Origin of the sequence: Streptomyces finlayi, from assembly GCF_014216315.1 — a bacterium.
Classification (GTDB): Bacteria; Actinomycetota; Actinomycetes; order Streptomycetales; family Streptomycetaceae; genus Streptomyces; species Streptomyces finlayi_A.
Genome location: NZ_CP045702.1, coordinates 3,685,167 through 3,700,566, shown reverse-complemented (window position 1 = coordinate 3,700,566; position 15,400 = coordinate 3,685,167). Strand labels below are relative to the sequence as shown.

General features: G+C 69.8%; 10 protein-coding genes. 7 read left to right on the top strand and 3 right to left on the bottom strand.

Translation table 11 applies throughout. The features are described 5' to 3' along the window. The first annotated feature begins 172 nt into the window (after window positions 1-172). The 7 genes from F0344_RS17110 (at window position 173) to F0344_RS17080 (ending at window position 7,620) form a co-directional block, all read left to right on the top strand. Complete coding sequence (locus F0344_RS17110) at window positions 173-1,330, top strand: acyl-CoA dehydrogenase family protein (protein WP_185299613.1); 1,158 nt, start codon at window positions 173-175, stop codon at window positions 1,328-1,330. Further along, window positions 1,327-2,283, top strand: a complete 957-nt coding sequence (locus F0344_RS17105; protein ID WP_258049978.1) for a bifunctional MaoC family dehydratase N-terminal/OB-fold nucleic acid binding domain-containing protein — start codon at window positions 1,327-1,329, stop codon at window positions 2,281-2,283. Before F0344_RS17110 ends, F0344_RS17105 begins: the two co-directional genes overlap by 4 nt. A 1-nt stretch (window position 2,284) precedes the next feature. Further along, window positions 2,285-3,340 carry an acyl-CoA dehydrogenase family protein gene (locus F0344_RS17100; protein WP_185299612.1) on the top strand — a complete coding sequence of 352 codons (1,056 nt, stop codon included), beginning with the start codon at window positions 2,285-2,287 and terminating at the stop codon, window positions 3,338-3,340. Between the two features lie 110 nt (window positions 3,341-3,450). Further along, on the top strand, window positions 3,451-3,876 hold the full coding sequence (locus tag F0344_RS17095; protein WP_258049977.1) for a MaoC/PaaZ C-terminal domain-containing protein: 426 nt from the start codon (window positions 3,451-3,453) through the stop codon (window positions 3,874-3,876). Then, window positions 3,873-5,039, top strand: coding sequence for a lipid-transfer protein (locus F0344_RS17090; protein ID WP_185299611.1), 1,167 nt, complete (start codon window positions 3,873-3,875; stop codon window positions 5,037-5,039). The genes F0344_RS17095 and F0344_RS17090 overlap by 4 nt, the downstream gene beginning before the upstream one ends. A gap of 206 nt (window positions 5,040-5,245) precedes the next feature. Beyond that, window positions 5,246-5,806 carry a SigE family RNA polymerase sigma factor gene (locus F0344_RS17085; protein ID WP_185299610.1) on the top strand — a complete coding sequence of 187 codons (561 nt, stop codon included), beginning with the start codon at window positions 5,246-5,248 and terminating at the stop codon, window positions 5,804-5,806. Window positions 5,807-5,970: 164 nt separating this feature from the next. Then, a complete protein-coding gene (locus F0344_RS17080) occupies window positions 5,971-7,620 on the top strand; it encodes a long-chain fatty acid--CoA ligase (protein ID WP_185299609.1) in 1,650 nt (549 codons plus the stop codon). Window positions 7,621-8,335: 715 nt separating this feature from the next. On the opposite strand, the gene F0344_RS17075 is transcribed toward F0344_RS17080, so the two are convergent. The 3 genes from F0344_RS17075 to F0344_RS17065 form a co-directional block, all read right to left on the bottom strand. Beyond that, window positions 8,336-9,496, bottom strand: coding sequence for an IS4 family transposase (locus tag F0344_RS17075; RefSeq protein WP_185297178.1), 1,161 nt, complete (start codon window positions 9,494-9,496; stop codon window positions 8,336-8,338). A 30-nt stretch (window positions 9,497-9,526) separates the two neighbouring features. Further along, window positions 9,527-10,852 (bottom strand): recombinase family protein, encoded by a 1,326-nt coding sequence (locus F0344_RS17070; RefSeq protein WP_258050271.1) that lies wholly within the window; start codon window positions 10,850-10,852, stop codon window positions 9,527-9,529. Window positions 10,853-11,144: 292 nt separating this feature from the next. Further along, entirely contained in the window at window positions 11,145-15,284 is a 4,140-nt protein-coding gene (locus F0344_RS17065) for a PAS domain-containing protein (RefSeq protein WP_185299607.1), read from the bottom strand. Window positions 15,285-15,400 lie beyond the last annotated feature (116 nt).

The following is a 15,400-nucleotide window of genomic DNA, read 5'->3' as shown; positions in this document are numbered from 1 at the left end:
GTGCCGTCGCGCAGACCTTTGTGCGGTGCGGTGCGGTGCTGCTGGCGGGGCGAGGGCCGCCCGCCGCGGTGGGTGCCGTGGGGTGCGGCAGCGGTCTTGACAGGGCGACTGAATCTGACGGACAGTCAGAAAGTCATGACCTCGCCGACCGCACGCCCGGGAGGACGCCATCGTGCACCTCGCCCCGACGGAGCGGCAGCAGCAGCTGCGCGCCGAACTCCGCACGTACTTCCGCGAGATCATGCCGGAGACGAAAGCGAAGGACCCGTCCGGGCAGCGCGCACTGCTGCGGCGGATCGGCGCCGACGGCATGCTCGGACTCGGCTGGCCCGTGGAGTACGGCGGGCAGGGCCGCGGCCCCGACGAACAGTTCGTCTTCTTCGACGAGGCGTACCGCGCGGGCGCGCCCGTGTCGATGGTCACGCTCAACACCGTCGGACCGACCTTGATGAAGTACGGGACGGACGAGCAGAAGGCGTACTTCCTGCCCAGGATTCTCAGCGGCGAACTGGTCTTCGCGATCGGCTACAGCGAGCCGGAGGCGGGAACGGACCTGGCCGCACTGCGCACCAGGGCCGTGCGGGACGGCGAGTGCTGGGTCATCGACGGGCAGAAGATCTTCACCAGCAACGCCCAGCACGCGGACTGGATCTGGCTCGCCTGCCGTACCGACCCCGAAGCGCCCAAACACCAGGGCATCTCGATCATCCTCGTGCCGACGGACGACCCGGGCTTCGCCTGGACGCCCATCGAGACCGTGGGCGGGCTGACCACGACGGTCACCTATTACGACCGAGTCCGCGTACCCGTCACCCATCTCGTCGGCGCCGAGAACGCGGGCTGGGGACTCATCACCAACCAGCTGAACCATGAGCGGGTGGCGCTGGCCGCGACAGGAATGCAGGCCGAGGACTTCTACGACGCGGCCTTGACCTGCGCCCGGACCCCCGATCCGGTGACGGGGCGGCGGCGGGTTGACGAGCCCTGGGTGCGATCCAAGCTGGCCGAGGCGTATGCCCGGCTGGCGGCGACACGCCTGCTCAACTGGCGTTTGGTGGGGTCCGTGGGGGCGGGCTCACTGGCCCCCGGCGAAGCGAGTGGCGTGAAGTTCGTGGGAACCGAAAGCGCCGTCGAGGTGTATCGAATGTGCCAGGAGATCACGGGCGACGCCGGAATGATCCGCGGCGGCTCACTCGGTTCGTTCGGGGACGGGGAGCTGGAGCGGATGAACAGGGCGGCGCAGATCAACACCTTCGGGGGCGGGGTGAGCGAGGTGCAGCGGGAGATCGTCGCGACGATGCGGCTCGGTATGAAGAGGGGGAAGCGGTGACGGAGGGGCAGGAAGGGGGAACGGGGCAGCACCGGCCGGATGAGCTATACGGGCGTATCAAGGGGTACGAGGGGCGGGCCGCGGCCACCGCGGGCGTCGGCAAGGACCTGGTCAGCCAGGCGATGATCCGGCACTGGTGCGAGGCGATGGGGGACCGTCACCCGGCGTACGAGGGACCGGACGCGATCGCACCGCCGACGATGCTCCAGGCATGGACGATGGGCGGACTTTCCGGGCACCCGGACCGTTCCAAGGCGTACGAGGAGCTGTTCGCCCTGCTTGACGGCGCGGGTTTCACCTCGGTGGTCGCGACCGACTCCGAACAGGAGTATCTGCGGCTTCTCCGCCCGGGTGAGCGGATCACCTTCGACGCGGTGATCGAGTCGGTCTCCGAGCGGAAGACGACCAAGCTCGGCACGGGGTACTTCCTCACGACGCGGATGGACGTCCAGGCGGACGGGAAGCCCGCCGGTACGCACCGTTTCAGGATTCTCAAGTACCGGCCGACGAGTCGTGAACCGAGCAGGCCGAGCGCCAGGAGCCTGCGGCCCCGCCCGGTGGTCAACAGGGACAACGCCGGGTTCTGGGAAGGGGTGGCCGAGCACAGACTGCTGATCCAGCGGTGTACGGAATGCGCGACACTGCGCTTCCCCTGGCTCCCCGGGTGCAACGAGTGCGGGTGCCAGAAGTGGGACACCGTGGAGGCGAGTGGCGAGGGCACCGTCTTCTCGTATGTGGTGATGCACCATCCGCCCTTCCCCGCCTTCAGCCGGTCCGGGGAGCCCGGGCCGTACGCGGTGGGGCTGGTCGAGCTGGCCGAGGGCGTGCGGATGGTCAGCAGTGTCCTCGGAGTGCCCGCCGACGAAGTGCGGACGGGCATGCCGGTGCGACTCGAATTCCTGCGGACGGACCCCGGGTTGGAACTACCGGTGTTCCGGGTGAGTGAGGGCTGAGATGGACTTCACGCCTACGGAGGAGCAGGCCGCGGGCCAGGGGCTCGCCGCCCGGATCTTCAGGGATCTGTCCACGCCCGAGCGGCTGGCCGCTGCCGGTACGGGCAGTGACGAGGAGCTCTGGAAGGAGCTGTGCGCAGCAGGGCTGATCGGCGCGGTGGAGGAGATCGGACTGCTCGGACTGGTGCTCCTGCTGGAGGAGCAGGGCAGGACCACGGCGCAGGTGCCCTTCGCGGCAACATGCGTATACGGAGTGCTTGCGGTCGACGAGCACGGCACGGCGGAACAGCGGGAGCGGCTGCTTCCCTCCCTGCGGGACGGCACGGCGGTGGCGACGGGGGCGTTTCCGGCGCGCGGTGGTATCCGCTCGGAAGGGGGCGGTGGGCGGCTGAGCGGGCGCGTGCCGTACGTACCGTGGCTGCGGGACGCGACGCATGTCCTGGTGCCCGACGCGGACACGGCGCTGTGGCTGGTCGGTACCGCGGGCCAGGGGGTGTCGGTGCAGCCGGTGGAGACGACGGCTCCGTGGGCGGCGGCGCGGCTCGAACTGGACGGGGCGCCCGGGGAGCGAATCGGCGGTGCGGAGGCCTACGCCTCGGTGCTGGCGACGAGCCGTACGGCGTTCGCGGGACTGCAGGCAGGAGTGGCGGCCGGGTCGCTGGCACGTGCCGTCGACCACACGGGGTCCCGGGAGCAGTTCGGCCGCCCGCTCTCCACCCATCAGGCGGTACTGCTGCGGGCCGCCGACGCGCACATGGACACCGAGGCGATCCGGGTCACGGCGTACGAGGCGGCGTGGCGGCGCGATCACTCGCTGGCGTACGGGGCGCAGGCGCTGACGGCCGCGTGGTGGGCATCGGAGGCGGGCCGGCGCGTCGTGCACGCAGGACAGCATCTCCACGGCGGGACGGGTGCCGACCTGGAGCATCCCGTCCATCGGCACTTCCTGTGGGGGCGCCAGCTCGACGCCTACCTGGGATGCGGCAGTGAGGTGCTGGAAGAACTGGGCCGGTTGCTGGCGGAGACAGCTGCGGGGGCGGAGGAGGTGCCCACATGATGCAGGGGCAGGGGCAGGGGCAGGGGCAGGGGCAGGGGCAGGTTCACCGTGTTCACGATGCGGTGGGGCGGCCGCTGGTAGGCGACGAGTTGGCGCCGCTGGAGATCCCGGTGACTCGCACCCTCATCGTGGCGGGGGCCGTCGCCTCCCGCGATTACCAGGATGTGCACCATGACGCCGAGCTGGCACGAGAGAAGGGGTCGCCCGACATCTTCATGAACATCCTCACGACCAACGGCCTCGTGGGCAGGTTCGTCACCGACCGCTTCGGTCCGTCGGCGGTGCTGAGGAAGGTTGCGATCCGGCTGGGCGCCCCCAACTACCCGGGTGACCTGATGGTGCTGACCGGAAAGGTCGTCGCGGTACACGGCGCGCCGGAATCGCCGGACTCGACGCCGGACCCGACGCAGGACCCGAGGGGGGTCGTCGAGGTGGAGGTCGTGGGGACCAACGGGCTGGGGCGCCATGTCTCCGGCAGGGTGACCGTCGCTCTGCAGGCGGCCGGCAGCTCCGCGGAGGCGGTGGCGGTGGCATGAGTCTGCACAAGGCCGATTCGCTCGGCGGGAAGGCGGCGGTCGCCGGGATCGGGGCGACCGAGTTCTCCAAGGACTCGGGGCGCAGCGAACTGAAGCTGGCCGTCGAGGCCGTTCGGGCCGCTCTCGACGATGCCGGGCTGACACCCGCCGATGTCGACGGGATGGTCACGTTCACCATGGACACCAGTCCTGAGATCACGGTCGCGCAGGCGGCCGGAATCGGAGAGCTGTCGTTCTTCTCCCGGGTTCACTACGGCGGCGGTGCCGCGTGCGCCACGGTGCAGCAGGCGGCGCTGGCCGTGGCGAGCGGCGTGGCGGAGGTCGTCGTCTGCTACCGCGCGTTCAACGAGCGCTCCGGGCGCAGATTCGGCTCCGGAGTCCAGCAGCGCGAGCCCACGGCGGAAGGGACCGCGCTCGGCTGGAATCTTCCCTTCGGGCTGCTCACTCCCGCCTCCTGGGTCGCGATGGCGGCGCAGCGCTATCTGCACACCTACGGTCTGAGCCCGGATGCCTTCGGGCATGTGGCGGTCACGGACCGACGCCATGCCGCGACGAATCCGGCGGCTCACTTCTACGGGAAGCCGATCACCCTCGCCGACCACGCCGCCTCGCGGTGGATCGTCGAACCGCTGCGGCTGCTCGACTGCTGTCAGGAGACCGACGGCGGCCAGGCGATCGTGGTCACCAGCGCCGAACGGGCCAGGGACCTTCCCCAGCCACCTGCCGTGATCGTCGCCGCGGCCCAGGGGGCGGGGCGGGCCCAGGAGCAGATGACCAGCTTCTACCGGGACGGGCTCACCGGGCTGCCGGAGATGGGTGTGGTGGCCCGGCAGCTCTGGCGCAGTTCCGGGCTGTCCCCCGCCGATATCGATGTGGGCATCCTCTACGACCACTTCACACCGTTCGTCCTCATGCAGCTGGAGGAGTTCGGCTTCTGCGGGCCGGGGGAGGCAGCGGACTTCGTGGCCGGCGACGAGCTGCCCCTGAACACGCACGGAGGGCAGCTGGGCGAGGCGTATCTGCACGGGATGAACGGCATCGCGGAGGCGGTCCGACAGATCCGTTCCACCTCGGTGAACCAGATATCCGGTGCGGCCAGGACGCTGGTCACGGCCGGCACGGGTGTTCCCACCTCGGGGCTGATCCTGGGCACGGACGACTGAGAGCGCGGGTCTGCGGCGATCCGGCAGGGCGGTTCGCGCAGGTGCAGGCCGGCCGGTATCCGGCTCAGGGACGGACCCTGACTCGGGCAGCCGGGTCCTCCACCTTCAGGAGGTGGAGCCCGGCCCACCCCTACAACCTGAGGCGGACGTCGCTTCGGGACCTGGGGCCGATCCCCTCGATGGCGCCCGCTCCTAGCGTGGAGGGCATGACCACGCCAGTCTGCACCGGCGCCTCCAGGGCAGTCGCCGCCGCCGGACACCCGACCTACGCACCCTACGCGTCGTTCTCCTCGTACGTACGAGCTCGGGGACCCGTACTGCTGCGGACGGCCCGCTCCCTGACCGCGAACCCGAGCGATGCGGAGGATCTGCTGCAGACCGCACTCACCAAGACGTACGTCGCGTGGGAGCGGATCGAGGACCACCGGGCGCTCGACGGATACGTCCGCCGGGCCCTGGTCAACACGAGGACCTCGCAGTGGCGCAAGCGCAAGGTCGACGAGTTCGCCTGTGGGGAACTGCCCGAGCAGGAGTCCGTACCGGCCCCCGACCCCGCCGAGCAGCAGTCCCTGCGCGACGCGATGTGGCGGGCCGTGCTCAAGCTCCCGGACCGCCAGCGCGCCATGGTCGTCCTGCGCTACTACGAGGATCTCAGCGAGGCACAGACGGCCGAGGTGCTCGGGGTGTCCATCGGGACGGTCAAGAGCGCGGTGTCGCGCGCCCTGGGCAAACTCCGCGACGACCCGGAGCTGTCCCCGGTCCGGTAGGGGACCGGCCACGTCCGGTAGTCCGGTAAGGGCAGCCCGTCCCGGGATGAGCGAATGTGCCCGTCGACACCGATTCGTATGCGCGGGAGTAGTGACATACCGCTTGGTATGTGCGCAGAATCAGCGGAACATTACTGCCGCGTAGCGCCCACCGGGAGGACGCCGTGCTCAGCACCATGCAGGACGTACCGCTGACTGTCACCCGCATCCTGAACCACGGGATGACGATTCATGGGAAGTCGCAGGTCACGACCTGGACCGGCGAACCCGAGCCGCACCGTCGCACCTTCGCCGAGATCGGCAGGCGCGCCGGACAGCTGGCCAACGCCCTGCGCGACGAACTCGGAATCGACGGTGACCAGCGGGTCGCCACCCTTATGTGGAACAACTCCGAACATGTCGAGGCATATCTGGCGATCCCAGCCATGGGCGCCGTACTGCACACGCTCAATCTCCGGCTGCCCGCCGAACAGCTGGCGTGGATCGTCAATCACGCCGACGACAAGGTCGTGATCGCCAACGGTTCGCTGCTGCCGCTGCTCGTGCCGCTGCTCCCCCACCTGCCGTCCATCGAGCATGTGGTCGTCTCGGGCCCGGGTGACCGCTCCGGGCTCAGCGGGGTCGCGCCGCGCGTCCATGAGTACGAGGAGCTGCTGGCCGGTCGGGCCACCGACTACGAGTGGCCGGAGCTGGACGAGCGCCAGGCCGCCGCCATGTGTTACACCTCCGGCACCACGGGCGACCCCAAGGGTGTCGTCTACTCCCACCGCTCGATCTACCTGCACTCCATGCAGGTCAACATGGCCGAGTCGATGGGGTTGACGGACAAGGACACCACCCTGGTCGTCGTGCCCCAGTTTCATGTGAATGCGTGGGGTCTGCCCCATGCGACTTTCATGAACGGCATCAACATGCTCATGCCGGACCGCTTCCTTCAGCCGGCTCCGCTCGCCGACATGATCGAGCGGGAGAAGCCGACTCACGCGGCCGCCGTTCCCACCATCTGGCAGGGGCTGCTCGCGGAGGTCACCGCCAATCCGCGCGACCTGACGTCCATGGCCAACGTCACCATCGGTGGCGCCGCCTGCCCGCCCTCTCTCATGGAGGCGTACGACAAGCTGGGAGTGCGTCTCTGCCACGCCTGGGGGATGACGGAGACCTCGCCGCTCGGCACCATGGCCAACCCGCCCGCCGGACTGACCGACGAGGAGGAGTGGCCGTACCGCATCACGCAGGGCCGTTTCCCCGCCGGCGTCGAGGCGCGGCTGGTCGGCCCCGGCGGGGAGCACTTGCCCTGGGACGGCGAGTCGGCCGGTGAGCTGGAGGTCCGCGGACCCTGGATCGCCGGTGCGTACTACGGCGGTTCGGACGGCGAGCATCTGCGGCCCGAGGACAAGTTCAGCGAGGACGGCTGGCTGAAGACCGGTGACGTCGGTGTGATCAGCACGGACGGTTTCCTCACGCTCACCGACCGGGCCAAGGACGTCATCAAGTCCGGCGGCGAGTGGATCAGCAGTGTGGAGCTGGAGAACGCGCTGATGGGTCACCCGGATGTGGCCGAGGCCGCCGTCGTGGCCGTCCCCGACGAGAAGTGGGGCGAGCGCCCGTTCGCCACCGTCGTTCTCAAGGAGGGAGCGACCGCCGACTACGAAGCGCTGAAGGCGTTCCTCGCGCAGTCGGTCGCCAAGTGGCAGCTGCCGGAGCGCTGGGCGGTCGTTCCGGCAGTCCCTAAGACGAGCGTCGGCAAGTTCGACAAGAAGAAGATTCGTGAAGCACATAGGTTGGGCCAGCTCGACGTGACCACGCTCGACTGACCTCGACTGAGCCCCGTACGGAGCCCCTGGCAGCCGCCGGGGGCTCCGTACGGGGCTGCCCCAAGAGCCCTTCAGGTGCGGCCCGTTGAGGCAGTGAAGCGGGCCTGGCTCAGCCTCCTCCGGACCGGTTTCCTGTTCCGTCGCACAGTGTCTCTATTGGCCGACGGACGGAGGATTCACACTTGAGCCGTTACATTCCCGCTGATAAGCGCAGTCCGGAGATGAAAGAATGGATAGAACGCCAACTAGTTTCCGCTCCCATGAGGGGCGAGGCTTTGACGAAAGAGCTCTATCGAACCTACGGCTATGCATTGCTATCGAAGTGATGGGCAACGAAAAAGGCCCCCGCTCACCGAGCGAGGGCCTTTCGTGCTCTTGTTGACCGCTACGCGGCCCACACAACTTCCAGAAGGTCCGGGTTGAACTTGCGGGCGCCTCGACCCGCAGGGGACACCATGGCAGCTTTGATGTGCTTCATGATGACTGCGCGCTGCCTCTCCAAGGGCCAATGGCCATGAGTTAGATCGGGTCGGGTGTCAGTGTGTGGAGCACGATGGTGCGGGTGACGCGCCGGGTTCCGGGGTCGGTTGAGCTGCGGGTTTGGTAGCTGAGATGGGGGCGTTTCGTGGTGCGGGGCGTGGTGCGGGTGGGGCGGTCTCGGATGTGCATGCCGGGGAGGTCGGCTATGAGGAAGTGCAGGGCCTTCGCGAGCTGGTCAGGGGGAAAAAGCCGTCCTGAGGGAGCTTTTGACGGCGTCCAGGACGGGCGGGAAGCTGATGCGGGCGGGGTCGATGCCCGCGATCACGGCGGCCCTGGCGATCAGGGTGCGCAGGGCCTGGTAGACGCAGAGTAGCGCCCACAGTTCTTGTCGTACTCCCTCGGGTTTGCCCGAGCGCAGGATGCCGCCACTTTGCCGCAGGTCGACCTTGAGCAGTTTGAAGAGCACTTCCACCGACCAGCGTTCGGCGTAGTTGCGGGCCAGCTCCAAAGCGGGCGCGTGCTCAGGGTCCAGCAGGGTGGTGATGAGGCAGAAGACCTCGCTGATTCCGCCGTCGTCGGCGACGGAGTACTCGATGACTCGTACCGTGACCCGCTGCGACTTCCGCTCGCCGCGCAGTTCGGACAGGTACGTGCCGTCGGCCAGCCGTTTCTTGACGGGCAGGGTGAAGGAAGCCGAGACGCGCCACAGCAGTTGTGCGCCCGTCGCGGCGGCAGCCCGGTACAGGCCGAACGAGGGGAAGCCGCGGTCGGCCAGCAGCAGCATGCCGGGCGCCAACCGGTCCAACAGGCGGGTGAACAGGGTGCGTTCACCGACCGCGATGGAGTCGAAGGCCGCCCCGGTCAGGGCCAGCGTGCCGCACTCGGCCAGCGCCACCAGGCGGACCTGCGGCCGGCTTCCACCGGCCGGAACCGCGAACGCCGCCTCGTTCCGCTTCCCCGAGGGCACATCGAAGACCGTGCCGTCCACCGCCATCAACCGCAGCCCCCGCCAGAACGCCTCCGGGGTGCGCTCATCGGCCACCGGGGCTGCGACCTCGTCGAACAGGTTCCGCAACGGCGCCTCACCCAACCGGTAACGGGCCAGCGAGATCGCCCCGTCACTGGGCACCCGGTATTCGCCCCAGCCGCCCCGCGACCACCGCAGCCCCTCCAGCAGGCCCCGCAGGGTGCGCACGTACCCCTTGCCCGGCTCCAACCACAACGCCAGCGACAAATACATCATCAACTTCGCCGGCAACGACCGCGTTCGCTCCTCACGCGCCCCCGCCTCATCGATCGCCGCCCGCACGGCCTCCTCCGGGAACACCGCCGCCAGCAACCCGATCGACACGTCATCCGTCAGCCGCCCCGCGGCCACACCCTCAATCCGCTCCACCCCAAGATCATCGCACCCCGGGCAGCTAACTCAGGACCATTGCTCCAAGGGCAGTCGCTCGAATTCCTCTATCAGGCTCGGATTAGCGGCCTGTGCGACCTTCACGGCGTGCGTGGCACGGTCCCGCTTCAACTCTTCCAACTCCGCCTCTAGCGGCTCCAGAAGAGCAATCAGCGTCCCAACACTGATCTTCTTAGCGGCCTTCGCTGCGAGCAATTCCGCACGCTCCTCCTCGGCCTCGGCCAAGCGCGCTTCACCGTGCCAGAGCTTGTCCGCCTCGGGCGGCGCAGAGAGACGCCTCTCAGCGTCATGGACCAGGTTCACGATGTACGCGTCCACCGGCTCACCGGCGCGGGCAACCTTGCCGCAGCCTCCGTCTGAAACGACCGGGCAGCGGTACGTGAAGGCACTGCCCTTGCTTCCTTCGCTCCAGGACGAGCGAGCGTTGGGCAGCATCCGCGTACCGCACAGAGCGCAGCGCAGGATCCCCGTGAGCAGATACCGATAGGCGTTCGTACCGTTCTTCGTCCGGCCCTTGTATCGGTCCCTGATGCCGTCCAGAACAGCCGTCACGGCCTCTAGCCGTTCCGGAGTGCAGATCGGCTCCCACTCGCCCCGTACAGGCTGCCCATCGGGACCATAATGAAGGTCACCCTTCACCGCACGGAAACCCGCCAGGCGCGGGTTCCGCAGGATGGACCTAACCGCAGTGCGAGAAATCGGGCTGCCCGTACCTCGGGACGTTTGCACGCCCTTGGCCTGCCAGTCGCGAACGATCGTCGCCAGGCGAGAGCCAGTCAACAGGTCATCGTGCGCCTTGATGATGAGTGCGGACTGCTCCGGATCAATCGTGATCCGGTCCTCTGTCCAGCCGAACGCGGGGAAGCCGCCGCCGTTCTTGCCGTTGTCGGCCAACTCCTTGTGCTTACGGGCAACACGTCGGCCAGTGTCGGCCGAAGCTTTGTTGGCGAAGGCCACCATCACTCGCGCCATGGTCCGGCCGTCTGACGACGACAAGTCAATGTCGCCAACAATCGTCGCGAACACCAACTTCGGGTTCGTCTCGTAGATGTCCACCAGCCTTTCCAGCTCGCGCGGCTGGCGCGTGAGCCGGTCAAGGTCATATGTGATCAACCCATCTATGGTCCCGGTCTCAAGGTCAGAAATCAGACGCTCAAATTCCGGGCGCTTAACGTTTCGCTTCCATGCCGACAGGTCGTTGTCGATGTACTGCTCCGCGACGGTCCATCCCGGCCGAACGGCCGTGGCCGCGTGAATGTCCTGGCGCTGCCGCTCCACGCCCAGCTCTTCGCCATCCCTGTCCAAGCTGATCCGGGCGTAGCCCCCCAACCGCACAACCACAGCTGACCCCTCCCTTGCGCCCTGTCGGGCGCTGTGACCTGCCAACACGGCAGGGAGCAGCCTACGTGACGACTAGTGTCCTTCGCGCATGTTCTTGAAAAAAGTGATCCGCAGGCAGTACGCGGACGGTGAGCTGGACATCACCCAGCTCTGACCTGACCTGACTGACCCTGGCACGACGGCTTGACGGCACGACGGCACGACGAGGAGGGCGGCACGACGAGGAGGGCGGCACGGGACTTCCCGTACCGCCCTCCTCGTATGCGCGGGGCCGGAGCCCGTGTCCTCAGTTGGTGCCTATCTTCGCCAGCAGGTCGACGATGCGGGACTGCACCTCGTCACTGGTGGAGCGTTCGGCGAGGAAGAGAACGGTCTCGCCCGAGCTGAGCCCGGACAGTTCCGACTCGTGCAGGCCGACCGAGGTGTAGACGACCAGCGGCGTGCGGTTCAGCTGGCCGTTCGCGTTCAGCCAGTCGATGATCCCGGCGCGACGGCGGCGTACCTGCATCAGGTCCATCACCACCAGGTTCGGCCGCATCCGGGTGGCGAGCTCGACCGCCTCGCTGTCGGACGCCGCCCGCGCCACCTGCATCCCGCGGCGCTCCAGCGTCTCCGTCAGGGCCACCGCGATCTCCTCGTGCTCCTCGATCAGGAGCACGCGCGGTGGATGCTGTTCGCTGTCGCGGGGGGCCAGGGCCTTGAGGAGTACGGCGGGGTCGGCACCGTACGCCGCCTCGCGCGTCGCCTGCCCGAGCCCGGCGGTCACAAGTACCGGCACCTCGGCCGCCACAGCCGCCTGGCGCAGTGACTGCAGGGCTGTCCGGGTGATCGGTCCGGTCAGCGGGTCCACGAAGAGCGCGGCGGGGAACGCGGCGATCTGGGCGTCGACCTCCTCGCGGGAGTTCACGATCACCGGACGGTAGCCGCGGTCGCTCAGCGCCTGCTGGGTGTGGACGTCGGGCGCGGGCCAGACGAGCAGCCGCCGAGGGTTGTCCAGCGGCTCCGGAGGCAGCTCGTCGTCGACGGGGTGCGGCTGCGGCCGGTTGGCCACCTCGACCGCACCACCGGGGCCGTCGAGCAGTTCCGGACCCTCGGCGGCCCCCCTGTCGGGGGCCCCTATGGCGTACGCGCGCCCTGCGGCCACGGGGGTCGACATCAGCTGGCCGGACCCGGAGCCCTTCGGGGCACCACCCGGCGACTGCGCGGACTGTCCGACCTGAGCGGACTGCGAGAACGGTGTGGCGGCCGGTTCGGGGCCGGCCGGGGCGGCACCTGGCTGCGGCGGAACAGGCGGAACAGGCGGAACAGGCGATGTGGACGGTGCGGACGGAACGGGAGGTGCGGGCGGTTCGGCCTCCGGCGGGGCGGCCAGTTTGCGGCGTCGCCCGGCACCGCCGAGGCTCTGGTTCTGCTGGTGCGCCGGGTGCTGCGCGAACGGCACACCCTGGCCCAGCGTCCGCACGCTGAACGCGCGGCCCTGGGTCGAGTCCGAGGACGGCATCGGTGTCTCGGCGGGCAGCGGCTGCCGCCGCACGTCCTGTACGGGCGTCCCCTGGCCGGCGGGACGGGGCGCGGCGGGCTGTGTGCCGTCCCGCGTGGGGGCCGACGAGGGCGCCGGGGCGCCACCGGTCGTGTGCGTGGTCTGCCCGGGGCCTGCCCAGGACTCGTCGTCGGACCCGTCCACTGCCAGTGCGGCCAGGCCCTGGCCCGAGGTGCCGTCCTCGCCCCAGCCCGGAGGCGTGGACGCGTCGCCCGGCTCCTCCGGCGAGATCGGGCGGCGCGCCCGGCGGCGGCCGGACGGTACGGGATGCCCGGGATGCCCGGGGTGCGCCTGTGGCGGTGTGTGCTCCGCGTCCGGCGTGTTCTGTACGGCGTCGTGGCGCTCAACCGCCGCTTCGGCCGCCGCCTCCGCCGCGGGCGGGACGCGGTCCGCGTCGGCGGGCGGCAGAGCGAACGCCGTACGCGGCCCCGTCGGCTCGGCCCGGGCGGCACGCTCCTGCGCGGCCGACAGGGCGCGTCGCGCCCGCCGCCCGCCAGGCTGCGACCCCAGGGAGTCGTCCGGAGAGGCGGGGGAAGGGGAGGCCGGGGAAGGGTAAGGGGAGGCCGGGGAGGGGGACGGCTGCGGTGAGGCGACGGCCGGAAGGGCGGGCTGGGCCTCCCCGTCGCGTCGCGCACGGCGGCCCGTCGGTGAGACCGGCATCTGCCCGCCCGAGGGCACGCCCTGCGGTGGCACGGTCCGGCCGAGCTGCGGACGGCCCTGCGCGCCCTCCGCAGCGGTCACCACGGACCCCTCGGAAGGAGCGGGGACCACGGCGGGCCCTGGAGCGCCGACGGTCAGCGCCAACGCCTGACCCTGTTGCGGCGTCTCCACCGCACCCGCCTCGGCCGGGCTGGGGCGCCCCCGCCTGCGGCCGGAACCACCGTTGGGCGCGCCGGTGCCGGGCCCTACGAGCTGTTCCTGCTCCTGCTCCTCGGTAGCCGGGAGAGCGGATTCCTCCGCCGGCGTCCCGCGCCGCGCCCTGCGTCGCCCGGTCGGCTCCGCCGCATCGGTGTCCGCGGCGGCGGCGCCGACAGGACTCCCCAGGAAGGCGTCGGTCGACGACCTGCGCGCCCTGCGCCGGCCGCCCCCCGCGGTCTCGGTCTCCTGGTCCTGCGGAGCGGCCTGCCGTACCGGAGTGGCCTGCTGTACCGGGACGCCTTGCTGCCCCACGGGCGGGGCTTCCACCGGCGGGGCTTCCACGGGCGGGGCTTCCACCGGCGGGGCTGCGACCGTCCCGGAACCGGTCCCGAGCGGTACTTCGAGTACGTAAGCACTGCCGCTCATCCCCGGCATCTCGTGCGTCTGGAGCACACCGCCGTGCGCCCGTACGATCCCGCGCACGATCGGCTCGTGCACCGGGTCTCCCCCGGCGAACGGCCCGCGCACCTCGATCCGTACGACCTCACCGCGCTGCGCGGCGGCCACGACGACCGTCGAGTCGACGTAACCGCCGCCGGGCGTCTGCCGGGTCTTGCCCGTCGAGTCGACACCGGCGACGTCCGCGACCAGGTGGGCGAGTGCCGTCGCCAGCCGCCCGGGGTCCACCTCGGCCTCGATCGGCGGGGCGTGCACCGCGAACTGCGCGCGCCCCGGCCCGATCAGCTCGACCGCGCCCTCGATACCGGCCGCCACGACACCGTCGAGCAGTACGGGGACCTTGGTGAGACCCTCCGTACCCGAGTCCAGACGCTGGAACCCCAGCACGTTGTCGACGAGGGTCGTCATCCGGGCGTAGCCCGCGGCCAGGTGATGCAGGATCTGGTTGGCCTCCGGCCACAGCTGGCCGGCCGGATCGGCCGCGAGCGTGGACAGCTCGCCGCGCAGTTCCTCCAACGGGCCGCGCAGCGACTCACCGAGCACGGCGGTCAGCTGGTTCTGCCGCGAACTCAGCCCGGCGACGAGGTCGGTCTGCTTCTCCAGCTCGGAGGCGTAACGCTCCGTGCGGTCGGCGAGCTCGGCCGCGTGCCGCTCGGTCAGCTCGGCGAGCTCCGCGGCGTGGGCCTCGGTGAGCCGGGTGGTCTCCGCGGTGTGGCTGCTGGTCAGCTCGGCGACTTCGTCCGTGTGCTGTTCGGTGAGCTCCTCGTAAGGCCTGCGGTCGGTGAACGTCATCACCGCACCGACCAGCTGGTCCCCGTCCCTGACCGGCGCGGTGGTCAGATCGACCGGCACCTGGGCACCGCTCCTGGACCACAGCACCTGCCCGCGCACCCGGTGCTTGCGCCCGGACTTGAGGGTGTCGGCGAGCGGGGACTCCTCGTACGGGAAGGGCTCGCCCTCCGCCCGTGAGTGCAGGATCAGCGGGTGCAGTTGCTTGCCGCCGAGGTCGCTGGCACGGAAGCCGAGTATCTGCGCGGCGGCCGGGTTGACGAGGACGACGCGGCCGTCCGTGTCCGTGCCCACGACACCCTCGGACGCGGCCCGCAGGATCATTTCCGTCTGGCGTTGCGAACGGGCCAGTTCGGCCTCGGTGTCGACGGTGCCCGACAGATCGCGGACGACCAGCATCAGCAGCTCGTCGCCGGTGTAGCTGGAGTGGATGTCGTTGTACTCGGCCTGGCCGCTGTCCAGGCTCGCGCTGGTGATCTCCGCCGGGAACTCGATGCCGTCGGTACGCCGTGCGGTCATCCGCGTCGGCTTCGTCCTGCCCTGCTCGTCCGCAGCCTCCGGCCGGCGCATCGACCCGGGGATGAGCTTGGAGTCGAACTCCGGAAGCAGATCGAGCAGTCCGCGCCCGACGAGCGCGGTGCCCGGAGTCTCGAACATTTCGAGGGCGATGGTGTTGGCGTTGACGACCGTGCCGTTGCAATTGACGAGCAGAAGCCCGTCCGGGAGGGCGTCGAGTATGGCTGCGAGGCGAGCAGTGCCTCGGGATGGCCTGCTGCTCACGACGACGCTTCCTCCCTGATTACCGCACCTTGCCGACAGCGGGCCCCATCTTGCCCCTCGGGCTCTCAGACTGTCACTGGAGGAGTCTAAAGGCAGGGGAGGGCCGGAGGGCGGTC